This is a genomic window from Streptomyces fuscichromogenes (genome assembly GCF_014645815.1).
Classification (GTDB): domain Bacteria; phylum Actinomycetota; class Actinomycetes; order Streptomycetales; family Streptomycetaceae; genus Streptomyces; species Streptomyces fuscichromogenes.
Genome location: NZ_BMML01000005.1, coordinates 98800 through 120017 on the forward strand (window position 1 = coordinate 98800; position 21218 = coordinate 120017).

Sequence of the window (21218 nt, forward strand, 5' to 3'; positions counted from 1 at the left end):
CACGTCACCCGCTCCGAGTTCGGCAACACGTGTTCTTGGGTCATACGGCCGGGAAGGCTGTAGTGCTCATTTTGTCTGCGGGTGGGTGGGGGCTGGTCGCGCAGTTCCCCGCGCCCCTTTCGGGGCGCGGGGCGCTCTGGTTCGAGGGTGGAAGCGTCACCACGTCGGGCGGGCCGACACTCCGCCGTCCACCACCAGGTCGTGGCCGGTGATCCAGGACGCGAGTGGCGAGGCCAGGAAGACGACGGCGTTCGCCACGTCGTCCGCGCTCCCCAACCGGCCCGTGGGCACCGCCTCCTGCCATCTCCGCACCCCCTCCGGCCAGTCGGCCGCCAGCCCCTCCCGGTCGATCAGGCCCGGGGAGACGGAGTTGACGCGGATGCCGAGGCGGCCGTACTCCAGCGCCGCCGCCCTCGCGTGCATGACGACCGCCGCCTTCGCCGCGCTGTAGTGGGCGTGCCCCGGGGCCGGGTGGCTCGCCTCGATGGACGCGATGTGGGTGATCGTGCCGCCGTCGGACCGGGCCCGCATGACCTCGGCGGCGGCCTGGGTGCAGGCGAAGACGCTGGTGAGGTCGGTGTCGACGACCGCGCGCCAGTCGGCCGCGGTCATGCCGGGCAGGGGCTGGACGGGTTGCACGGCCGCGTTGTTGACCAGGGCCGTCAGCCGTCCGCCGCCCCAGTCGGCGGCCTCGCGGACGACACGGTGGCAGGTCTCCTCGTCGCTCAGGTCGCCCTGTACGACCGTCGCCCGGCCGCCGTCGGACGCGATGGCCGAGGCCGTCTCGCGCGCCGCCCGTACCGCCGTACGGCAGTGCAGGGCCACCGCGGCGCCCTCCGCCGCCAGGCGCCGGGCGATGGCCCGGCCGATACCGCCGCTCGCGCCCGTGACCAGGGCGATCTGTCCGTCCAGCAGGTGGGTCGTCATGGACGGCAGAGTTCCGTGATGCGGGCGGCTTCGGACGGGTAACGCGCCGTGAGGTGGGCCGCGTTCCCGTGTTCGTACCCCGCGAAGGTGAATCCGGGGGCCAGGGTGCAGCCGAAGAGGGTCCAGGCGCCCGGGGGTGCGGGTGCCACGCGGGCGCCCATCCAGGTGCCGGCCGGGACGGTCAGCTGGATGTGCTGGCCGCCCAGCAGGTCGGGGCCGAGGACGGGGGTGCGGGTGGTGCCGTCGGGGGCCAGGAGCAGGAACTCCAGGGGGTCGCCCAGGTAGAAGTGCCAGATCTCGTCGGTGGGCAGGCGGTGCAGGGCCGAGTAGTCGTCGGCGGTGAGGAGGCCGACGATCGCGGTGCCCTCGGGGCGGCCGTCGGCGCGGGCGGGACCGGCCCAGGTCTCACGGAACAGGCCGCCCTCGCGGGGGATCGGCTCCAGACCGTAGTGGGCGATCAGGTCAGCGGGAGTCAGCGTCCGGGACATCCGGGCAGGCTACCGGCCGGGAGAGAAAAGCAAGTTGAGCGTGCTTCTCGGGCAGGTGGACGTCGGGGAGGTCGATCTCGGGGAGGACGACGGCCGGACCCAGCTCGAAGCCCTGGCGCCGGAAGCGGGCGATCGCCTTCTCGTTGCGGACGTCCGGGTCCACGATGATCCGGTGGCGGTCGAGGGCGCGCAGGGCGTACACCGTGAAGGCGGTCAGGAGGGCCTCCGTCCAGCCGGGGCGCGGGCCTTCGGGGCCGGGCGGGGCGAGCAGGACGTGGACGCCGATGTCGCCGGGGCGGGCGTCGTAGCACTCGCTCACCCGGTCGGCCTGCGGCTCGTACGTCTGGAGGAGCCCGACCGGGGTGCCGTCCTTCTCGGCGAGGTACGCGTGGTGGGTGTCGAGGGTGGCCATGTGGGCGTAGACCTCGGCGACCTGGGGGCGGGTGAGGCCGGTCATGCCCCAGAAGGCGGCGCGTTCCGCACGGACCCAGGTGTGGACGGCGTCCGCGTCGCGCTCGGGGTCCAGGGGGCGGAGACGGACGGTGCCGAAGCCGGGGACCAGATGTTCGAAGACGGGGTGGTGTGTGCGGTGCTCAGACATCGTGCTCTTCCGTGAGGTCTGTCAGGTCCGTGAGGTCTGTCGGGTCAGCGGGGTCTGCGAGTTCCCTGAGGTCTACGCGTTCCAATCGGTCCCAGTCGGTGATGACCGGGGCCAGGTCTCCCTTGAGCCACAGGGGGAGTTGGTCGCTGTGGTGGGGTGCACCGGGGACGCCGTCCGCGCCGAGCGGGACCACCCAGCGGCTGTCGTCGCGGCGGGCCAGGTCCCAGACGTAACGGGCGGCCGGGCCGCGCGCGGAGCGGTCGGTGAGGCCGGGGACGGTGGAGGTGCACAGCACGCAGTCGTGGTCGCCGGACAGGGCCGGTCCCTCGTCGTACGACGACGGCTCGGGCAGCGCCTGCCAGGGGGCGAGGCGGTGGGTGTCACCCCAGGTGCCGGTGGGCGGGTCGGCCGCGACCTCCTCGATCGCCGCGCGTACGGCGACGGGGCGGTCGACGCCGTACAGCTCCCTTGCCTTCAGCAGGTGTTCGAGGGCGAAGGCGATACGGGGGGTGAGGGCCAGCCAGGGGAGCAGGACCTCGGGGCGGGCCGGGGGTTCGGCGAGGGCGGCGAAGGCGGGGTGGGCGGCGAGGTGCCGTACGACGGCGGAGCGTACGGCCGCGAAGGCGGCGGCGTCGGTGCTGTCGGCGGCCATCCGGCGGTCCCAGGCGAGGAGGCGGGCCCGGAGTCCGGCGGCCTCGGGGGTGAGGTCGTCGAGGGCGGCCAGGTGGTCGAGGAGGGGGGCGGCGGAGGCGAGGTGGGTGTCGGTGTGGATCGCGGGCATGTCGGCGGCGGACCAGGTGCGGCGCTCGCCGAGGAGGGCGCGGATGCGGTCGGCGCGGTGCGGCGGGGCGAACTCGACGCCGAGGGGGGCGGCCGGGCCGCGCTGGTTCGCCATCACGGCCACGCCGTCGGTGATGTCGCCGTACGGCATCTCGTGCCAGCCCTGCCAGTCGTGGCCGGGGAGCCAGGCGGGGGCGAGGCGGGTGCGGTTGGTGAGGGAGCGGAGGGGGACGCGGCCGGCGACGCGGTGCAGGAGGCCGCCGGCGGTGTCGGCGGCGTGGACGACGTTGACGGGCTCGGCCCAGGCGTCGAAGGCGCGGTCGACGTCGGTGACGTGGCGGGCACGGAGGAGGGGGAGGAGGGCGCCGAAGCCCAGGTCTTCGGTGACACGGGGCGGGTAGCGGAGCGCCAACGCCTCGGTTTCGCCATCGGCGGATGTCTTCCCGTCCGCACCACCCGTGCGGCTTTCGTCGTCGGGTGCGAGCGGCTCCCGCGGGGGCCGGCCACCGTCGGCGACCGCCGGCCGATCACGATCGCCCACCACCCCCGAGGCCGTCCCCGTGCCGTCCGCTGTCGCCGGCACGCCTGTCGTCTCCTCCGGGGTGTCGGTGATGACCGGGCCCCGGGGCGTTTCGAGGAGTTCGAGCCGTAGTGGGGGGCAGCCGGAGATCTCGACGGTCTCCGTGTGGTGGGTGGTCGGGGTCCAGGTGCCGTCCGGGGCGAGGGCCTCCACTCCGGTCTCCGTGCGCCGCAGGCGCTCCCGGTAGAGGTCCTGGTAGTCGGCCATCGCGTTGGTGATGGACCAGGCGACCGTGCCCGTGTGGCCGAAGTGGGCGATGCCGGGGACGCCGGGGACCGCCAGGCCGACGACGTCGAACTCCGGGCAGGCGAGGTGGATCTGCTGGTAGACCCCGGGTGCTTCGATGAAGCGGTGGGGGTCACCGGCCAGGAGGGCGTGGCCGGTGGTGGTGCGGGTGCCCGCGAGGAGCCAGCCGTTGCTGCCGACGGTGGTGGGGCCGTCCGTGGCGAAGAGCGGGACCGCCTCCTCGCCCAGGTGCCGTATCGCCTCCTCGCGCCACAGCTTGGCCGGGAAGCCGGCGAACAGGATGTGGGTGGCCAGCCAGATGCCCAGGGGGTGCCACGGCTCCCAGCTGCCGGGGGCCAGGGCGGCGCGGGCGAACTCCGGCGTGCGGGCGGCACCGGCCGGCAGACCCTCGTTGACGCCGGCCACGTACGCCCGTACCCACTCCGCCGTCTCCGGGTCCCGTCTCTCCAGCGCCTCGAAGCAACGTCTCGCCGTGTCCGCCAGGCGGGCCCGGCGGGCGAAGACGTCCCAGGCCACGGCCGGGGCGCCGAGGAAGGACGCCGACGTGCCCTGCACCCGGTGCCGTTCCACCTCCAGCTGCCAGGCCCGGTCACGGGCCGTGACCCGGCCCTGCGCGCGGGCGAGTTCGTGGATGTCGGCCGCCCGCAGATGCGGGATGCCCCAGGCGTCGCGGTACGTCTCGATGGTCACCCGGTGACCCCCTTGTCTGAGGTTAGCCTTACCTAAGTCGAATCGCGGGGAAATCGTACGCGAGAGGTGCGGGAGTCGAGGAGGCCGGGCCGTCGCGAGCGCGCGGGGCCGGTCCGGGCGCGGGATCATCGAGCCATGGACGCCAACGCCCCCGCCCCCACCCCCGCCCTGCATCTCGCCCAGGACCCCGAGGCCGACGGACTCCTCAGCCGCAGCAGGCTCGCCGCGCTCGTCGGCATGCTGCTCGACCAGCAGGTGCCGATGGAGTGGGCGTTCAAGGGTCCGGCCACCATCGCGCAGCGCATGGGCACGGACGATCTGGACGCGCACGAGATCGCCGCCCGGGATCCGGAGGCGTTCGCCGCGCTGCTCTCCGAGAAGCCGGCCGTGCACCGGTACCCCGGTTCCATGGCCAAGCGCATCCAGCAGCTGTGCCAGTACCTCGTCGAGCACTACGACGGTGACGCCGAGGGCGTCTGGCGTGACGCGGGCAGCGGGGCGGAGCTTCTCGGGCGGCTCCAGGAGCTGCCCGGGTTCGGCAAGCAGAAGGCGCAGATCTTCCTGGCGCTGCTGGGGAAGCAGCTGGGGGTGACGCCGAAGGGGTGGCGGGAGGCGGCGGGGGCGTACGGGGAGCCGGCGGCGTTCCGGTCGGTGGCCGACATCACCGGGCCCGAGTCGTTGGCCAAGGTGCGGGCCCACAAGCAGGAGTTGAAGGCGGCGGCGAAGGCGGCCAAGGCCGGCGGGGGCAGGTAGCGAACGGGGCGGCCGTGGGCCTCGGCACGACGTCATCAGTACGTAGTCGGCACGCAGTCGGTAGGCCGACGGTAGGCCGACGACACGTAGTCGGCGCGCCGACGGTAGGCCGACGGTAGGCAGTCGGTAGGCCGTCGGCACGTAGTCGGTAGGCCGACGGCACGTAGTCGGCACGCCGACGGTATGTCACCCGATCGGGCCCTCCCTGCTGGCCTGCCCGGCTCCCCCGGTCTCAGCTGGAAGCATGACCGAGCCCCTCAGCACCGGCCCCGCGGACGACGACCGGAAGGCGCACGCCACCGGCACCGCTCGGCATGAGTTCGAACCGCCCCTGGAGGGGCCGCTGCACGCCCTCTCCCGGGCCGCCTGGCAGACCGTCCTGCTCACCGGGATCGCCTCCCTGATCCTCGGCGTCCTGGTCCTCGTCTGGCCCGGCGCCTCACTGCTCGCCGCCGGCGTGCTCTTCGGCATCTACCTGCTGATCAGCGGTGTCTTCCAACTGGTCGCCGCGTTCGGCACGCACCGGGCGACCTCGCTGCGCGTACTGGCCTTCATCAGCGGCGCGCTGTCGATCCTGCTGGGCCTCTTCTGCTTCCGCGGCCCCATGGAGTCGATCCTGCTGCTCGCCCTGTGGATCGGCATCGGCTGGCTGATCCGCGGGATCACCCAGACCATGGCCGCCGTCTCCGACTCCCGGATGCCCGCCCGGGGCTGGCAGGTCTTCCTCGGGATCGTCACGTTCATCGCCGGCATCGTGCTGATCGTCTCGCCGTTCAAGTCGGTCGCGGTACTCACCCTCGTGGCCGGCATCTGGCTGGTCGTCGTCGGCGTCGTCGAGATCGTCACGGCGTTCGGCATCCGCGGCCGCGCCAAGCAGATCCCCCGGACGCTGTGAACGCGGCCCCTGCGGGCACCGGCCGCGAGGCCACGCACGGTACGGACGGCACGCACGGCACGGACGCGGGCCCCGCCGGCGCAGGGCTTCTGAACGGGCGCCCCGGCAGTGTCGGCTCGTCCGGCTCGTCCGGCTCGTCAACTCTGTGCATCGGCGGTACGCCGAGTGAGCGGATCTCGTGCCCGGGACGATGAACAGCGCCCGCCGCGTGGGGAGATGACCGCCATGAGCAGCGGTCGTTCGGCCGGACGTCGCCCGCGGTCAGGCCCCGCCTGGCCGCGGGCGCTCGTGCTGCTGCTCGTCCTGCTGCTGGCCGGCGTCCCGACGGCCGCGGCGGCGCTCGCGGCGGCCGCCCCGACCGCCTCCGCGGAGACCGCCGAGCACGACGCCCTCGACACCCCGCTACGGCCCCCCGCCCGCGTCGTCCACCGTGCCGACGTACCCCAGCGCCCCGCACCGCTGCCCGACGCGGCGCCCGCCGGCCCGGCGGACCGGCACCGCCCCCGCCCGGCGACGGCACCGCGTCCGCCGTACGCCACCCCTCTCCTGCGCACCGTGGTCCTGCGCTGCTGACCGACCGGCCTGTCCCGCACACCCCCATCCCCCCAGGTCAGTCAGCCCTACGCAAGGAACACAGCCATGTCCTCAGACCCGTACGCGGTCCTGCGCGCCCTGCTGCGCGCCGAAGCCGTGCGCAGCACACCGAAGCCGGAGCCGAAGACGGCGGAGTCGTCGAGCCTGCGGCCGCGACCGCAGGAGCAGAAACGCGGTTGATCCCGCGGCCCCGAGCCGGGCGGCCCGTACGGGGCGCCCGGCTCACCTGCGTCTGCGGGCCGTACCGAACAGCGACCGGGTGATCTCCCGGCCGAGCTGCGTGCCCACCGACCGGGCGAGGGACCTGAACATCCCGCTGCCGACCACCTGTTCGACGAGGGAGGGTTCCTCTTTCCGGGCCGCGGCCTTCGAAGCCGCCTTCCGAGCCGTCTCCGGAGCCGTCTCCGGGCCGGTGGCCGGGGTCTGCCGCAGCTTCTCGTACGCCGACTCCCGGTCCACAGCCTGTGCATAACGCGACGAGAGGGCGGACTCCCGTACCGCCGCGTCCAGTTCCGCCGCGTCCACCGGCCCCATCAGGGACTCGGGCGCCCGCAGCCGGGTCGCCGCGACCGGCGTCGGGGCGCCCTGCTCGCTGAGCACGGTCACCACGGCCTCGCCGATGCCGAGCCCGGTGAGCAGTTCCTCAAGGTCGTACGGGGACTTCGGGAAGGTCCGCACGGTGGCCCGCAGCGCCTTCTCGTCCTCCGGGGTGAAGGCCCTGAGCGCGTGCTGGACGCGGTTGCCGAGCTGGGCGAGGACATCGGACGGCACGTCCTTCGGGGTCTGCGTCACGAAGAAGACGCCGACCCCTTTCGAGCGAATCAGGCGCACGGTCTGCGTGATCGAGTCCAGGAACGCCTTCGAGGCGCCGTCGAAGAGCAGATGCGCCTCGTCGAAGAAGAAGACCAGCCTGGGCCGGTCGGCGTCGCCGATCTCGGGGAGGTCGTGGAAGAGGTCGGCGAGCAGCCACATCAGGAAGGTGGAGAAGAGCAGGGGCCGGTCCTGGACGGCGGGGAGTTCGAGGACCGAGACGACGCCCCGGCCGTCCGGTGCCGTCCGCAGGAGGTCGGCCGTGTCGAACTCCGGCTCACCGAAGAAGTCCGCCATGCCCTGCGCCTCGAAGGCGGTCAGGGCGCGGAGGATCACGCCGGCCGTGGCCGTCGACAGCCCGCCGATGTTCCTCAGCTCCGCCCTGCCCTCGTCGGAGGTGAGGAAGGCGACCACGGCCCTGAGGTCCTTGAGGTCGATCAGCTCCAGGCCCTTGGTGTCGGCGTAGTGGAAGATCAGGCCGAGGGACTGCTCCTGGGTCTGGTTGAGCTGGAGCACCTTGGCGAACAGCACCGGTCCGAAGCTGGTGACGGTCGCCCGCACGGGGACGCCGTGGCCGAGGCCGCCGAGCGCGAGGAACTCGGCGGGGAAGCCGGTCGCCGTCCACTCCTGCCCCACCTCCCCGGCCCGGCCCCTGACCTTGTCGTTCGGCTGCCCGGGGCGGGCGATGCCGGACAGGTCGCCCTTGACGTCCGCCAGGAACACCGGGACGCCCTGCGCCGAGAGCTGCTCGGCGATCAGCTGGAGCGTCTTGGTCTTGCCGGTGCCGGTGGCGCCGGCGACCAGGCCGTGCCGGTTGAGCATGGCGAGGGGGATACGGACCGGGACGTCGGGACGGCACCGCCCGTCCCGGAGAAGGGCACCGAGATCCAGCGCCTGACCGCCGAAGGCGTACCCGGCGGCGATCCCGGCGACCACCGGGTCCGCGACCACCGGGTCCGCGGCGGCCGGGGTCGTGGCGGCCAGGTCCGCGGCGGCCGGAGTCGTGGCCGGAGTCGTGGCACCGGCTTCGTCGGCCGCACCGGCACTCATCATCGGAGCCCCCGTTCCCGTTTAGCCCGTTTGACTACCTTTACGGTGTCTTTTCCAGCGTCGCACTCGCTCGCCATGGCTGCGCCCGGAACGTCTGGACCGGTAGGCTTTCCGTGTGATCTTCAAGCGCATCGGAAACGGCCGGCCGTACCCCGACCACGGCCGGGAAAGCACCCGGCAGTGGGCGGACGTCGCACCGCGCCCGGTCCGCCTCGATCAGCTCGTGACGACCAAGGGACAGCTCGACCTGGAGACCCTCCTCGCCGAGGACTCGACGTTCTACGGCGACCTCTTCGCGCACGTCGTGAAGTGGCAGGGCGACCTGTACCTGGAGGACGGGCTGCACCGGGCGGTCCGCGCCGCCCTGCAGCAGCGTCAGGTGCTGCACGCACGCGTGCTCGAACTCGACTGACACCCGTCGACCGCCCGGCATGTGCCGCCGGTTGACCCTTTCGGGTTACACCGGCCACCCTCAGATGATCATCTATTAGTCAACGCACTCGTGGCGCACTACGCTGCGCTCATGAGCATGCTGACTCCCCCCGGCATGGGCGGCCAGTACCGGATCACAGGGGACAAATACCCTCGCATGCGCCCGCGCCGGCGGCGTGCCCGGCTGATCCTCTCCATGGTCGCCTCCGTCACCGCACTCGGCCTGGTCGGCTGGGGCACCCTGCAGCTCATCGACGTCTTCACGGGCGGCGGCGGGACGGCGTCCGCGGCCGGCTCGGCGGGGGACTGCGTCAAGCAGGCCGCCGCCAGCGCGAGTCCCGCGGCCGGCGCTCGGGCCGCGGTGCTGCCGAAGCCGGCCCAGATCACGGTGAACGTCTACAACGCCACCACCCACACGGGCCTGGCCAAGGACACCGCCGACGAACTCAGGAAGCGCGGCTTCAAGATCGGCGACGTCGGCAACGCGCCGGCGAAGTTCGACCAGAAGATCAAGGGCACGGCGATACTGCTCGGCCCGGCCTCGGCCCTGAAGACCTCGCTGCCGGTCCTGGCGACCCAGGTGACAGCGGCCGACCAGCGCACGGAGGCCGGCCGCAAGGGCACCGCCGTGGACCTGATCCTGGGCAACGCCTTCAAGACCCTGACCCCCCAGGCAACGGCCGCCAAGGCGATCACTGCCCTGTCCAACCCCGCCCAGACAGCGACGACTTCAAAGAAGACCTGCTGAACAGCGCCCCGAAAGGGACCCGCCGGTAGCACCCCGAAAGCAGGGGCCGCCGGCGGTGCCCCGAAAGCAGGGGCCGCCGAACAGCGCCCCGAAAGGGGCGCGGGGAACTGCGCGGCCGGCCACGGCGCTTCCGCGGCCGCCGGCACACCCGCACCCCTGCGGCGCCCGCGCGGGGGTCCCGCCGGCCACCGGCGCAACAGCCGAAAGCCTCGGCTCGCCCCTTCTCGCCGCCTTCCACCCGCCGGACGCCCGACGCGCGACGCCGGACACCCGACGCGCGACGCCTGACGCGCGACGCCGGACACCCGACGGAGTCTCCGCTACTCGGCCGCCCCGTACAGCCGGTCCCCGGCGTCGCCCAGCCCCGGCACGATGTACCCGTGCTCGTTGAGGTGGTCGTCCACCGCCGCCGTCACGACCGTGACCGGCGTGCCCGCCAGCTCCCGCTCCATGAGCTCGACGCCCTCGGGCGCGGCCAGCAGCACGACCGCCGTCACGTCGTCCGCGCCACGCCGGATGAGCTCGCGGATCGCCGCGACCAGCGTGCCGCCCGTGGCCAGCATCGGGTCCAGGACGTACACCTGGCGCCCGGAGAGGTCCTCCGGCATCCGCGACGCGTACGTGGACGCCTGGAGCGTCTCCTCGTTGCGGATCATGCCCAGGAAGCCCACCTCGGCGGTCGGCAGCAGCCGGACCATGCCGTCCAGCATGCCGAGCCCGGCCCGCAGGATCGGCACCACCAGCGGGCGCGGCCGGGCGAGCTTGACGCCGGTCGTGGCGGCCACCGGGGTCTGGATGTCGACGGCCTCGGTCCGCACGTCCCGCGTCGCCTCATAGGCGAGCAGGGTGACCAGTTCGTCGGCGAGCCGCCGGAACGTCGCGGAGTCGGTGCGCTGGTCGCGCAGCGTGGTGAGCTTGTGGGCGACCAGAGGGTGGTCGACGACGTGGAGACGCATGTCCACAACAGTAACCGCGCCCCCGCGCACCTCGCGCAGACCCGCGCCCGCCCACGTCGGCATCAAACCCCCCATCCGGGGGAAAGCGGAGGTGTCGGACCGGGGTGATGCGACCTTGCCTGAACTGCCTGCGCGACCCGGGCGGACGGACCGTGCCCACGGCGCGCCCGAGGGCGAGACGGAGGCCGAGCGGCGCCGCCGCCGGGTCCAGCCCCGCCGCGCCAAGGCGGCCCGGGTGCGGCACGCCATGCGCATGCGGAGGTTCCGCCGGTAGGAATCGGTAGGAGTCGCCGAGACTCCCCAAGACGCGGCGACACTCGGCAAGAGTCGTAAAGGCGATCCTTCGGCAAAGATCCACTCCTTGTGGCGCGTTGCGGTCCGTCATGGGGAAGGCCGTGCGTGGGCCGCGGGAAAACCCGCGTACGATCCGCAGGTGGCGGCAACGAGTGCGCTGGTGGCTGGGTTGACCGACGCGTGGATGCCTCTTTGCATACGCGCGATCAAAACTGCCAGACACAGGGAGCCGAAGACGTCCCCTGAACGCCTTGTTTCTGCCACGATTCCGAGTGGGCGGGGCTCGGAGCACAGCTCTCCCCGTCCAGAACCTCCGCCGGGGGGACCCCCAACCGGCACGCCTAAGACCAGTGGGAGAGTCACGGTGTACTTCGCCGCACTGCTCGCGCGCACCGAAGACGGGTGGGAAGCGAGCGACACAGAGCTCGACGATGTGGAGACCCTGTCGGACCTGGCCGACCTGGCCCGGGAATCGGCCTCGGAGGCCGAAGACACGGTGCTCGTCTTCATCGAGCAGGAAGACGCTTGGTTCGGCGTCGTGCGCGTCGACGGGGAGGAGGACCCCCGGGTCTTCGTCTCCAGCGCGGCCGCCGCCGCCCGGAGCTCGTACGGCGAGCTCCTGCTCACCGACGAACTGCTCGGAAGGGAGCCCAAGGACGACGATGACGACCTGGACGCCCTCGACCTCGACGGCACCGAGGACGGTGAGCCGGAGGCCGAGGACGACGACGACGCGGACGGCTCCGCCGTGCCGGCCGGCCCGGTCGGCGACGCCGCGATCCTCGACGACCTGGGCGTGAGCGCGAAGGAGCTGCTGGCACTCAGCGACGACGCGCTCAGCGAGATCGCCGAGGCACTGGGCGCCTCCGACGTCCTGGAGACCGTCCGCTGACGCTCCACGAGGCACCCGGGTCCGCCGACCCGGTACGCGACCGCTGGCGGGCCGCTATGCGGCTCGCCCTGGACGAGGCCGACCGGGCCGGCCGGGCCGGGGACGTCCCCGTCGGCGCCGTCGTACTGTCCCCGGACGGTACGACGGTCCTCGCGACCGGCCACAACGAACGCGAGGCCACCGGCGACCCCACCGCGCACGCCGAGATCCTCGCCCTGCGCCGGGCCGCCGCCGCGCTCGGCGAGTGGCGGCTCGTCGGCTGCACGTTGGTCGTCACGCTGGAGCCCTGCACGATGTGCGCCGGCGCCCTGGTGCAGTCCCGGGTCGACCGGGTCGTCTACGGCGCCCGCGACGAGAAGGCCGGAGCCGCGGGATCCCTCTGGGACGTCGTCCGCGACCGGCGCCTGAACCACCGCCCCGAGGTCGTCGAGGGCGTCCTCGCGGACGAGTCCGCCCGTCTCCTCACGGATTTCTTCCGCACCCGCTGAGCCGCCCGCGGAGGGCCCGTACCGGCCTCCCCTTATCGATTTCAGCGCACGGCCCGCCGTGCTGTAGGGTCTCTCTCGGTAGCGTGTCCGAGCGGCCGAAGGAGCTCGCCTCGAAAGCGAGTGTGGCGCAAGTCACCGAGGGTTCAAATCCCTCCGCTACCGCTGTCACACGAAGGGTGGCTCCGCATCGGAGTCACCCTTCGCGGCGTCACGCGGGCGACTCGGGGCGCTTGCCCACGTAGTTCCAGACCAGGGCCCCGAAGACCGGGGCGTGCAGCAGGAACAGCACCCAGAGCCACTTCGGGACGTACCTGACCCGCTCCGCCGGGGTGCGGACGCAGTCGAGCAGCGCCGCCACGACCAGCACGATCACCAGGGCGACAAGCCCGAAGGCCATCGTTGTCATCAGCATCTGTGCGCTCCCTCTCGACTCCGGTCGCCCGGGTTCCCCATCGCTTCCCTCGGCCCTTCATCGGAGCGGCCCCCGCGATCGGTTCACGCGATCCGTGCACGCTTCGGAGAAAAAATCCGGCATCCATCGCGCCGTTGGTCATACAAAACGATCGGAGGGTTACACTCGCGCCCGGCAAACGGGGGAACGAACAGGGGAGAGGCCAGGTGGCGGTGAACGCCAAGAAGATCGCCGTCTACGTACTCGTGATCTTCGCGCTCTACGTGATCATCACGGACCCGCCCAGGGCGGCGGACTGGGTCCAGATAGTCTTCCAGGGCATATCGGACGCCGCGAAGTCCGTCGGCGACTTCTTCACCTGGCTGGCCGACGGGGCGAAGTAGCCGCACAGGGAGTGCCCATGATCCGCCACCTGGTCCTCTTCAAGCTCAACGAGGGCGTCGGGCGCGACGATCCGCGAGTTGTCGCGGGCGCCGACGCCTTCTTCGCCCTCGGCGGCCAGATCGAGGAACTGTCCTTCTGGGAGTGCGGCTGGAACATCACCGACCGCCCCATCGCCCACGACTTCGCGATCAACTCGGCGGTCGAGGACCAGGACGCGCTCAAGCGGTACCTGGAGCACCCGGCCCACCAGGCGGCCGCGGCCCAGTGGCGGGAGTTCGCCACGTGGGTGATCGCCGACTACGGGTTCTGAGCCGTACGGCCGCCTCCGGCCCCGAGCCCCTCGCCTGCCATGGCGGGGGGCTCTACTGCGCCTTATGCCTCAACTTGCCAGTATTAATACCCAACACGACGTTATGCGGTGCTTGCACACAGTGCACATGTCTTGTGATGCTATGACCGCTTTTGACGGATGATTGACCGATGAAGAGGTGGCGTTGACCGTGTCGGCCAGTTCTGCGCCGCCCCAGGAAGAGGCGCCCGCCCCCGCCCAGACTCCCGCCCAGACCTCCCCGCAGCCCCCCGCCCAGCCCCCCGCCCAGACCCCCGTCGCCCCCGCCCAAGGCGACGCCCCCGCCCCGGAGAAGCGGCGGGGCGCCGACACCCGGGCGCTGACCCAGGTGCTCTTCGGCCAGCTGAAGGAGCTCAGGCCGGGCACGCCGGAGCACAACCGGGTGCGCGCGGCGCTCATCGAGGCGAACCTCCCGCTCGTGCGCTACGCGGCCGCCCGCTTCCGCTCCCGCAACGAGCCGATGGAGGACGTCGTCCAGGTCGGCACCATCGGCCTGATCAACGCGATCGACCGCTTCGACCCGGACCGGGGCGTGCAGTTCCCGACCTTCGCGATGCCGACCGTCGTCGGCGAGATCAAGCGCTACTTCCGGGACAACGTCCGCACCGTGCACGTCCCGCGCCGGCTGCACGAGCTGTGGGTCCAGGTGAACAGCGCGACCGAGGACCTGACCACCGCCTTCGGCCGCTCCCCCTCCACCGCCGAGATCGCCGAGCGGCTGCGGATCAGCGAGGACGAGGTGCTCTCCTGCATCGAGGCCGGCCGGTCGTACCACGCGACCTCCCTGGAGGCCGCCCAGGAGGGCGACGGGCTGCCGGGCCTCCTCGACCGCATCGGCTACGAGGACCCGGCCCTGGACGGCGTGGAACACCGCGACCTGGTCCGCCACCTGCTCGTCCAACTCCCCGAGCGGGAGCAGCGGATCCTGCTGCTGCGCTACTACAGCAACCTCACCCAGTCGCAGATCAGCGCGGAACTCGGCGTCTCCCAGATGCACGTCTCCCGCCTCCTGGCCCGCAGCTTCCAGCGCCTGCGCTCGGCGAACCGCATCGAGGCGTAGAGCCGGTCCGGACCCCCGCCGCCGGGGCCGTTACCGGTCCGAGACCCGCCCCGGGCGACTTGGTGCGGCCGTAACCGCAAACAGGATCGAGCCATCACCGGCGAGAGCGAATCGCTCACCAGCGCACTTCCCGACAGTTGAGGGTCGAAAAAGCGTCAGACCCCCTCCATCCAGGGCGGATTCACGTCTCGCATGTCGACATGTCACTACAGCGTGTTGCCGACATGTGACATTCTGCCGGAAGCGCGTTTGCCGGAGCCCCGGCTCCGGTATTCAGGTGAAGGCATCGTTCCTCGCAGGGAACACCGCCGCGACCGTCCCGCGACCCAAAGGGGGTGGCATGTCCGCAGACCAGGGCAGCTCGAAGGTGCTCACGCCCACGAAGAGCGAGGCAGCGCCCAAGGAGCTCGACGCCATCGACGTGCTCGACAGCATCGATGGCGCCATCGAAGGCGCCCCGGCGCTGGAGGCCCCTCCGACCCCGGAAGCCCCGGTGGTCTCGGAGAACCTCGACACCCGCACCCTGTCCCGCTCCCTGTTCCTGCGCCTTGCCGCACTCGAGGAGGACAGCCCCGAGCGTGCCTACGTCCGGGACACCCTGATCGAGCTCAACCTCCCCCTCGTGCGCTACGCGGCGGCCCGCTTCCGCAGCCGCAACGAGCCGATGGAGGACATCGTCCAGGTCGGCACCATCGGCCTGATCAAGGCGATCGACCGCTTCGACTGCGAACGCGGCGTGGAGTTCCCGACGTTCGCGATGCCGACGGTCGTGGGCGAGATCAAGCGCTTCTTCCGTGACACCTCGTGGTCGGTGCGCGTGCCGCGCCGCCTCCAGGAGCTGCGTCTGGCCCTCACCAAGGCCAGTGACGAGCTCTCCCAGAAGCTGGACCGCTCGCCGACGGTGACGGAGCTGGCGGCCGTCCTGGGCGTCACCGAGGAGGACGTGGTCGACGGCCTCGCCGTCGGCAACGCGTACACCGCCTCCTCCCTCGACTCCCCGGCCCCCGAGGACGACGGCGGCGAGGGTTCCCTGGCCGACCGCCTCGGCTACGAGGACACGGCCCTGGAGGGCGTCGAGTACCGCGAGTCGCTCAAGCCGCTGCTCGCCAAGCTCCCGCCCCGCGAGCGCCGGATCATCATGCTCCGCTTCTTCGCGAACATGACCCAGTCCCAGATCGGCGAGGAGGTCGGCATCTCCCAGATGCACGTCTCCCGGCTGCTCACCCGCACCCTGGCCCAGCTCCGCGAGGGCCTGATCTCGGACTGAAGTCGCGCCTGCGGCTTCCTTACTGACGGAGTGTCAGCCACACTGGCGCGATGCCGCTCCGCAGGACAGGGATCCGCAGGACTCCGACCCACCGGACACCGGGCACACCGGGCACGCCGAGTGGCCGCCGGACCGACGCCCCCGCGGCACCGGCGGCCGGCCCGACGCGTCGGCGCAGGGCACCGGGCGGGCGGTGGGCCGTCGTCACGGCGGCCCCGGCGCTCGCCGTCTGCCTGGCCTCCGCACTCACCGCGTGCGGGGGCGGCGGCGACGGCGGCTACACGGCGGTGGGCCCGGCAGGCGGCGAGCCGCGGGCGTCGGCGCGGCCGACGGGGTCGGTGACCCTGGTCCCGCTGGACGGGACGGAGCGAACACCGGGCGGCACCGCGTCCGGGTCGGCCGCACCGGGCGCCGGGCCGGCCGGCACCGGATCCGGATCGGCCGGTGCTGCCGACTCCGCGGCCGGTCAGCCGGTTTCGTCCGGATCAGCCGCGTCCCCTTCCACCGGCCGCGACGGCACCGAGCCACGACCAAGCGACCCGGCGGTGTCGAACTCACCGCGGCCCGGCGCCTCTTCGTCCTCCCCCGCACCCGCCGTGCTCACCTGGAGCACCCCCACCCGCGCGGCCACGGACCGGCGGTGGTGCGAGAAGGTGACCGTCGCCTTCGCCAACTCCGGCGGTACGGCGGTCCGTTCCGGCACGGTCACGCTCGGCACGCACATCATCGACCTGCTCGGCATCGACTGGGCGACGATCAGGGCGACCGAGGGCCTGCCGGCGCCGATCGCCCCCGGCTCCCGTACGAGCCGGACCTGGACGGTCTGCGTGGACGACTGGCGGGTGCCGCTCGGCATGCACGTCGAGACCCGGGTCGTGGCGGTCGACTGGAGCTGAGCACGACGAAAGCCCGGGGCACGAGACCCCGGGTTCCCCGTCACACCGCCGGCGTGGCCGCCGTACCGGATCAGCGCGAGTTACATGAGCGCGAGCCAGGCCACCGCCGCCACCACGACCACCACGGCGACGACGCCGAGGATCAGGCCGTAACGGGGACCGGAAGCGGAGTAGGTGGACGACGTCGTCTGCTGAGGAGTCTGCGGGGCCTCGTCGACGAACGCGCGGAACATCTGGGTGCTGCCGGCGGGGTCGTAGTTGCCCTGGGGGCCCTCGGTGTTAGCCATGGCCCGAGACACTAGCGAATCCCGGGGTGTGGCCCAAGTGGGGGGTCTCCAGCGTCCGCGGGTCACCCCACCTGTGCGTTTACGTTCGCAATACTTGCCTTTGCCAAGTTTTTATCTCCACCCCCGCCGATTTATTTGCCTGTGGCAACCAAGCAGTTCTATGGTTGCCCCAAGCAACGAATACGGTGGTGAGGAGGTGTCCGTGATGGCGAGGCAGGCCCAGTTCGAGGAGCTGGCGCGGCAGCTCAGCGCTGTCGGAGCCGTGAAGCGGGACCTCGCGCGGATCATGCCGCACGACTGCCCGGCCGGTTCCGCGGCGGTACTGACACTGCTCGGCCGCCACGGCTCCATGCGCATGAGCAAGCTCGCCGAGCTGCTCGCCGTGGACATGTCCGTGACCAGCCGGCACGTGGCGCACGTCGCCGAGCGCGGCTGGATCGAGCGCGCCGCCGACCCGGCGGACAAGCGCTCCCGCATCCTGCACCTCACCTCCGCGGGCGAGGCGACCCTCGTGGACCTGTCCCGGCGCAGCACCGAACTGCTCGCCGAGCGGCTCGGTGACTGGAGCGACGAGGAGGTCGACCAGCTGATCCGGCTGATGACCCGGCTCCGGGACAGCTTCGGCGACTGCCGGGCCACGGCCCCGCACCCCCGGCCCGCCGCCGGCACCGCGCCGGCCCCCGGTGCCCCGAAGGCCACCGGCGAGGCCAGGGCCATGACAGGCGTCACCTCCGCCGCCCGCGCCCCCACCCCCGTACGCGAACCGACGACCACCCGTACACCCGCATAAGACGTAAGAAAAGGAAGCTCATGGCAACGACCACACCAGCCGGTGTGCGGGCTCACGCCAAGCACGGGGGAGGCGGCTCCGGCAGCCCCGTCGAGCAGGCCCCGATGTCCCACCGGCAGATCATGGAGGCCATCTCCGGCCTCCTGCTCGGCATGTTCGTGGCGATCCTGTCCTCCACGATCGTCACCAACGCCCTGCCGCACATCATCACCGACCTCGGCGGCGGCCAGTCCGCCTACACCTGGGTCGTCACCGCCTCGCTGCTGGCCATGACCGCGACCACCCCGCTCTGGGGCAAGCTCGCCGACCTGTACAGCAAGAAGGCGCTCGTCCAGATAGCCCTGGTCATCTACGTCCTGGGCTCCGCGGCGGCCGGTCTGTCGCAGAACGCCGGCATGCTGATCGCCTGCCGGGTCATCCAGGGCGTCGGTGTCGGCGGTCTGTCGGCGCTCGCCCAGATCGTCATGGCCGCGATGATCTCGCCGCGTGAGCGCGGCCGTTACTCCGGCTACCTGGGCGCGACCTTCGCCGTCGCCACCGTCGGCGGCCCGCTGCTCGGCGGTGTCATCACCGACACCTCGTGGCTGGGCTGGCGCTGGTGCTTCTACGTCGGCGTCCCGTTCGCCGTCATCGCGCTGATCGTGCTGCAGAAGACCCTGCACCTGCCGGTCGTGAAGCGGGACGTCAAGGTCGACTGGGCCGGCGCGTTCTTCGTCGCCGCCGCCGTCTCCCTGCTGCTGGTCTGGGTCACCTTCGCCGGTGACAAGTACGACTGGATCTCCTGGCAGACGTACGCCATGATCGGCGGTTCGATCGCCCTCGGCCTGGTCTTCGTCCTGGTCGAGTCGAAGGCCAAGGAGCCGATCATCCCGCTGCGGCTGTTCCGCAACCGCACCATCACGCTGGCCTCGCTGGCCTCCCTGTTCGTCGGTGTCGCGATGTTCACCGGCACCGTCTTCTTCAGCCAGTACTTCCAGCTGGCCCGCGACAAGTCCCCGACGATGTCCGGTGTGATGACGATCCCGATGATCGGCGGTCTGTTCGTCTCCTCCACCGTCTCGGGCCAGTTCATCACCCGCACCGGCCGCTGGAAGGCCTGGCTGGTCAGCGGTGGCGTGCTGGTGACGGCGGGCCTGGGCCTGCTCGGGACCATCCGTTACGACACGGCGTACTGGAAGATGTCGATCTTCATGGCGCTGCTGGGTCTCGGCATCGGCATGATGATGCAGAACCTGGTGCTCTGCACGCAGAACCAGGTCGCCCCGAGCGACCTCGGCTCGGCCAGCTCCACGGTCACCTTCTTCCGCTCCCTGGGCGGTGCGATCGGCGTCTCCGCGCTGGGCGCGGTGATGGCCCGCCGGATCACGCACTACGTGACCGAGGGCGCCGCCGCCCTCCCCCACAAGTACCAGGTGGCCCTGGCCGGTTCCAGCTCGTCCGACGACAGCCTCCCGGACCTGGGCAAGCTGCCCGCCCCGCTGCGCACCCTCATGGAGAGCGCCTACGGCCACGGCATCGCCGACGTGTTCCTGATCGCCGGCTGCCTCGCCGCCCTCGCGTTCCTGATCACCCTGTTCATCAAGGAGGTCCCGCTGCGGACCAAGGGCGGACTCGCCCAGGCCGCCGAGGCCGAGAACGCGGGAAGCCCGGAGACCGTGCCCGCCGCTGCCGCCGTCGCGGCTGCCGCCGAGGAGCAGCAGGTCCCCGGCTGGGCCGCCCCCGTCGTGAGCGGCGCCACCGAGGCCGCGGCCGCGCCGGAGGCCACCCGGCAGTTCGCCGCCGTCGCCACCGTCGCCGTCCCCGAGCAGCCGGCCGGCTCCGGTGCCGTCCCGGTGCACGGGTTCGTGCGCGGCGCCGAGAGCGCCCCGGTCGCACAGGCCGCGGTCACCCTGATCTCGCTGTCCGGCCGCCAGCTGGGCCGCTCGGTCGCGGGCTTCGACGGCTCCTACCACCTGGACGCGCCCGGCGCGGGCTCGTACGTGCTGATCGCCTCCGCCGACGGCTACCAGCCGCAGGCCTCCACCGTCCTGGTGGGCGAGGAGCCGGTGCTCTACGACATCCTGCTCAGCGGCACCAGCGGGCTGACCGGTGTGGTCCGCGGCGCGGGCAGCGCGCTCCCGGTCAAGGACGCGATGGTGATCGTCACCGACGTGCGCGGCGACCTGCTGGCCACCGCGGCCACCGGTGAGCAGGGCGACTTCCGCTTCGGCGAGCTGGTGCCGGGCGTCGTGACGGTCGCCGTGAACGCGGCCGGTTACCGGCCCCGCGCCCTGCCGGTCGAGATCGGCACCACCGGGGTCACCCGGATCGAGGTCGACCTGGACACCGGCGCCCGGCTGCTGGGTGTCGTACGGGCCCCGCACGGCCCGCTGGCGGACGCCCGGGTGACCCTCGTGGACGCGGCGGGCAACGTGGTCGGCACCGCCACCACCGGCGTGGACGGCGCGTACGCCTTCGCCGACCTGGACGGCGGCGACTACACCGTGATCGCGACGGGCTACCCGCCGGTCGCCACGGCCCTGAACGTCACCGGCGCCGGTGTCGACGACCACGACATCGAACTCTCCCACCCGGGCGAGTAGTCCGCACTCCGGCCCGTGGCGGGCGCGCCCACAAGGAGGCGCCCGCCACGGGCCGGCCCCATACGGCCGATTTGTAAGTATCCGAGTGCTTTGGTGCTCACGTGTTCGCAGGGAGAAACGGGATGGGACTGACCGCGAGGATCCGCACCCGGGACGGATGGGCCGTGTCGCACGCGGTCGTCACGGTGACCGACATGACCGGCGCGCAGGTGCTGCGTGCCGAGGCCGACGACGAGGGCACGGTCCGCGACCCGAATCCGCTCGCGCCCGGGGCGTACACCGTCATCGTCACCGCCGTGGGCTACGCGCCCGCCGCCGCCAGCGCCATCGTCACCGCGAGCGGCCGCGCCGATGTCGGCACGGTCACGCTGGCGCGGCAGGGCGGCACCGAACTGCCCCCGCCGGGCCCGTGGACGGTGGACCCGGCACACTCCACGGTCGGCGCCGTCGCCCAGCATCTGGGCATCTCCAGCGTCCGCGGCCGCTTCACGGACTTCGGCGCCTGGGTCGAGATCGCCCCCGACGACGTCGCCAAGTCCCGCGTCCAGGCGGTCATCCGGGCCGCCTCCATCGACACGGGCAACGGCACCCGCGACACCCACCTGCGCTCCGCCGACTTCCTGGACGTCGAGAACCACCCCGAGATCACCTACTCCTCGACGGGCCTGACGGCGGCCGGCTCCGACCGCTGGACGGTCCACGGGGAGCTCTCGCTGCGCGGTGTCGTACGACCGGTCGACCTCGCCCTCGCCTACCTCGGCACCGGCGCCGACCCGTGGGGCGGCACGCGCGCCGCGTTCCGGGCGACGACCGAGCTGCACCGCGAGGACTTCGCCATGAACTACAACCAGGTGGTCCAGGCGGGCATCGCCGCCATCGGCACCACCCTCAGGATCGAGCTGGAGATCCAGGCGGTCCAGGGCGAGTCGCTGCCGCAGGCGTGATCATGAGCCCCGCAGGGACAGGC

25 protein-coding genes and 1 tRNA gene are annotated in these 21218 nt (G+C 72.2%); 18 read left to right on the plus strand and 8 right to left on the minus strand.

Features of this window, described 5'->3' with window-relative positions:
* Nucleotides 1-156: 156 nt before the first annotated feature.
* The 4 genes from IEZ11_RS12305 to IEZ11_RS12320 are packed head-to-tail and all read right to left on the minus strand — an operon-like array spanning nt 157 to nt 4312.
* Nucleotides 157-927, minus strand: a complete 771-nt coding sequence (locus IEZ11_RS12305; protein WP_189262737.1) for an SDR family NAD(P)-dependent oxidoreductase — start codon at nt 925-927, stop codon at nt 157-159.
* The gene (locus tag IEZ11_RS12310; RefSeq protein ID WP_189263066.1) at nt 924-1403 is read right to left on the minus strand and encodes a cupin domain-containing protein; all 480 of its coding nucleotides are present in this window, start codon (nt 1401-1403) and stop codon (nt 924-926) included. Before IEZ11_RS12310 ends, IEZ11_RS12305 begins: the two co-directional genes overlap by 4 nt.
* Entirely contained in the window at nt 1390-2016 is a 627-nt protein-coding gene (locus tag IEZ11_RS12315; protein ID WP_189262738.1) for a GNAT family N-acetyltransferase, read from the minus strand. Before IEZ11_RS12315 ends, IEZ11_RS12310 begins: the two co-directional genes overlap by 14 nt.
* Entirely contained in the window at nt 2009-4312 is a 2304-nt protein-coding gene (locus IEZ11_RS12320) for a penicillin acylase family protein (RefSeq protein WP_189262739.1), read from the minus strand. The genes IEZ11_RS12315 and IEZ11_RS12320 overlap by 8 nt, the downstream gene beginning before the upstream one ends.
* Nucleotides 4313-4447: 135 nt before the next feature.
* Between IEZ11_RS12320 and IEZ11_RS12325 the strand changes: the two genes are divergently transcribed.
* The 4 genes from IEZ11_RS12325 (at nt 4448) to IEZ11_RS51925 (ending at nt 6734) form a co-directional block, all read left to right on the plus strand.
* Entirely contained in the window at nt 4448-5065 is a 618-nt protein-coding gene (locus tag IEZ11_RS12325; protein ID WP_189262740.1) for an HhH-GPD-type base excision DNA repair protein, read from the plus strand.
* Between the two features lie 244 nt (nt 5066-5309).
* Entirely contained in the window at nt 5310-5960 is a 651-nt protein-coding gene (locus tag IEZ11_RS12330; RefSeq protein ID WP_189262741.1) for an HdeD family acid-resistance protein, read from the plus strand.
* A 225-nt stretch (nt 5961-6185) separates the two neighbouring features.
* A complete protein-coding gene (locus IEZ11_RS12335) occupies nt 6186-6533 on the plus strand; it encodes a hypothetical protein (RefSeq protein ID WP_189263100.1) in 348 nt (115 codons plus the stop codon).
* A gap of 66 nt (nt 6534-6599) precedes the next feature.
* Complete coding sequence (locus IEZ11_RS51925; RefSeq protein WP_268239905.1) at nt 6600-6734, plus strand: hypothetical protein; 135 nt, start codon at nt 6600-6602, stop codon at nt 6732-6734.
* Between the two features lie 42 nt (nt 6735-6776).
* Here the strand turns inward: IEZ11_RS51925 and IEZ11_RS12340 are convergent, their stop codons facing one another.
* On the minus strand, nt 6777-8414 hold the full coding sequence (locus tag IEZ11_RS12340) for a helicase HerA-like domain-containing protein (protein WP_189262742.1): 1638 nt from the start codon (nt 8412-8414) through the stop codon (nt 6777-6779).
* A gap of 115 nt (nt 8415-8529) precedes the next feature.
* Here IEZ11_RS12340 and IEZ11_RS12345 point away from each other — a divergent pair, with 115 nt between their 5' ends.
* Together IEZ11_RS12345 and IEZ11_RS12350 are read left to right on the plus strand one after the other, a co-directional pair.
* Nucleotides 8530-8826: a type II toxin-antitoxin system VapB family antitoxin gene (locus tag IEZ11_RS12345; RefSeq protein WP_003999914.1), complete on the plus strand. Its 297-nt coding sequence runs from the start codon at nt 8530-8532 to the stop codon at nt 8824-8826.
* A gap of 111 nt (nt 8827-8937) precedes the next feature.
* Nucleotides 8938-9594, plus strand: coding sequence for a LytR C-terminal domain-containing protein (locus tag IEZ11_RS12350; RefSeq protein WP_229712978.1), 657 nt, complete (start codon nt 8938-8940; stop codon nt 9592-9594).
* 320 nt (nt 9595-9914) lie between these two features.
* Here the strand turns inward: IEZ11_RS12350 and upp are convergent, their stop codons facing one another.
* Entirely contained in the window at nt 9915-10550 is a 636-nt protein-coding gene (gene upp, locus IEZ11_RS12355) for a uracil phosphoribosyltransferase (protein ID WP_189262743.1), read from the minus strand.
* A gap of 115 nt (nt 10551-10665) precedes the next feature.
* Here upp and IEZ11_RS12360 point away from each other — a divergent pair, with 115 nt between their 5' ends.
* From IEZ11_RS12360 to IEZ11_RS12375, 4 genes are all read left to right on the plus strand, one after another.
* The gene (locus IEZ11_RS12360) at nt 10666-10824 is read left to right on the plus strand and encodes a hypothetical protein (protein ID WP_189263101.1); all 159 of its coding nucleotides are present in this window, start codon (nt 10666-10668) and stop codon (nt 10822-10824) included.
* A 384-nt stretch (nt 10825-11208) separates the two neighbouring features.
* Nucleotides 11209-11736 (plus strand): tRNA adenosine deaminase-associated protein, encoded by a 528-nt coding sequence (locus tag IEZ11_RS12365; RefSeq protein WP_189262744.1) that lies wholly within the window; start codon nt 11209-11211, stop codon nt 11734-11736.
* Between the two features lie 56 nt (nt 11737-11792).
* Complete coding sequence (gene tadA / locus IEZ11_RS12370; RefSeq protein ID WP_229712979.1) at nt 11793-12224, plus strand: tRNA adenosine(34) deaminase TadA; 432 nt, start codon at nt 11793-11795, stop codon at nt 12222-12224.
* A 77-nt stretch (nt 12225-12301) separates the two neighbouring features.
* Nucleotides 12302-12386, plus strand: a tRNA-Ser gene (locus IEZ11_RS12375).
* A gap of 46 nt (nt 12387-12432) precedes the next feature.
* Here the strand turns inward: IEZ11_RS12375 and IEZ11_RS12380 are convergent.
* Nucleotides 12433-12636 (minus strand): PLDc N-terminal domain-containing protein, encoded by a 204-nt coding sequence (locus IEZ11_RS12380; RefSeq protein WP_189262745.1) that lies wholly within the window; start codon nt 12634-12636, stop codon nt 12433-12435.
* A gap of 206 nt (nt 12637-12842) precedes the next feature.
* On the opposite strand from IEZ11_RS12380, the gene IEZ11_RS12385 reads away from it, so the two are divergent.
* The 5 genes from IEZ11_RS12385 to IEZ11_RS12405 all read left to right on the plus strand — a co-directional run bounded on the left by IEZ11_RS12385 (nt 12843) and on the right by IEZ11_RS12405 (nt 16592).
* Complete coding sequence (locus tag IEZ11_RS12385; protein ID WP_189262746.1) at nt 12843-13019, plus strand: hypothetical protein; 177 nt, start codon at nt 12843-12845, stop codon at nt 13017-13019.
* 17 nt (nt 13020-13036) lie between these two features.
* Entirely contained in the window at nt 13037-13330 is a 294-nt protein-coding gene (locus IEZ11_RS12390; RefSeq protein ID WP_189262747.1) for a Dabb family protein, read from the plus strand.
* 184 nt (nt 13331-13514) lie between these two features.
* Nucleotides 13515-14429, plus strand: coding sequence for an RNA polymerase sigma factor SigF (locus IEZ11_RS12395; RefSeq protein ID WP_189263069.1), 915 nt, complete (start codon nt 13515-13517; stop codon nt 14427-14429).
* A 340-nt stretch (nt 14430-14769) separates the two neighbouring features.
* Nucleotides 14770-15696: an RNA polymerase sigma factor SigF gene (locus IEZ11_RS12400; protein WP_189262748.1), complete on the plus strand. Its 927-nt coding sequence runs from the start codon at nt 14770-14772 to the stop codon at nt 15694-15696.
* Nucleotides 15697-15746: 50 nt separating this feature from the next.
* Nucleotides 15747-16592: a hypothetical protein gene (locus IEZ11_RS12405; RefSeq protein ID WP_308426467.1), complete on the plus strand. Its 846-nt coding sequence runs from the start codon at nt 15747-15749 to the stop codon at nt 16590-16592.
* Nucleotides 16593-16672: 80 nt separating this feature from the next.
* Here the strand turns inward: IEZ11_RS12405 and IEZ11_RS12410 are convergent, their stop codons facing one another.
* On the minus strand, nt 16673-16879 hold the full coding sequence (locus tag IEZ11_RS12410; protein ID WP_189262749.1) for a hypothetical protein: 207 nt from the start codon (nt 16877-16879) through the stop codon (nt 16673-16675).
* 205 nt (nt 16880-17084) lie between these two features.
* Here IEZ11_RS12410 and IEZ11_RS12415 point away from each other — a divergent pair, with 205 nt between their 5' ends.
* The 3 genes from IEZ11_RS12415 to IEZ11_RS12425 all read left to right on the plus strand — a co-directional run bounded on the left by IEZ11_RS12415 (nt 17085) and on the right by IEZ11_RS12425 (nt 21195).
* Nucleotides 17085-17669 carry a MarR family winged helix-turn-helix transcriptional regulator gene (locus IEZ11_RS12415; protein ID WP_189262750.1) on the plus strand — a complete coding sequence of 195 codons (585 nt, stop codon included), beginning with the start codon at nt 17085-17087 and terminating at the stop codon, nt 17667-17669.
* 104 nt (nt 17670-17773) lie between these two features.
* On the plus strand, nt 17774-20251 hold the full coding sequence (locus IEZ11_RS12420) for an MFS transporter (protein WP_505995998.1): 2478 nt from the start codon (nt 17774-17776) through the stop codon (nt 20249-20251).
* A 122-nt stretch (nt 20252-20373) separates the two neighbouring features.
* Nucleotides 20374-21195 carry a YceI family protein gene (locus IEZ11_RS12425; protein ID WP_189262752.1) on the plus strand — a complete coding sequence of 274 codons (822 nt, stop codon included), beginning with the start codon at nt 20374-20376 and terminating at the stop codon, nt 21193-21195.
* The last annotated feature ends 23 nt before the right edge of the window (nt 21196-21218 follow it).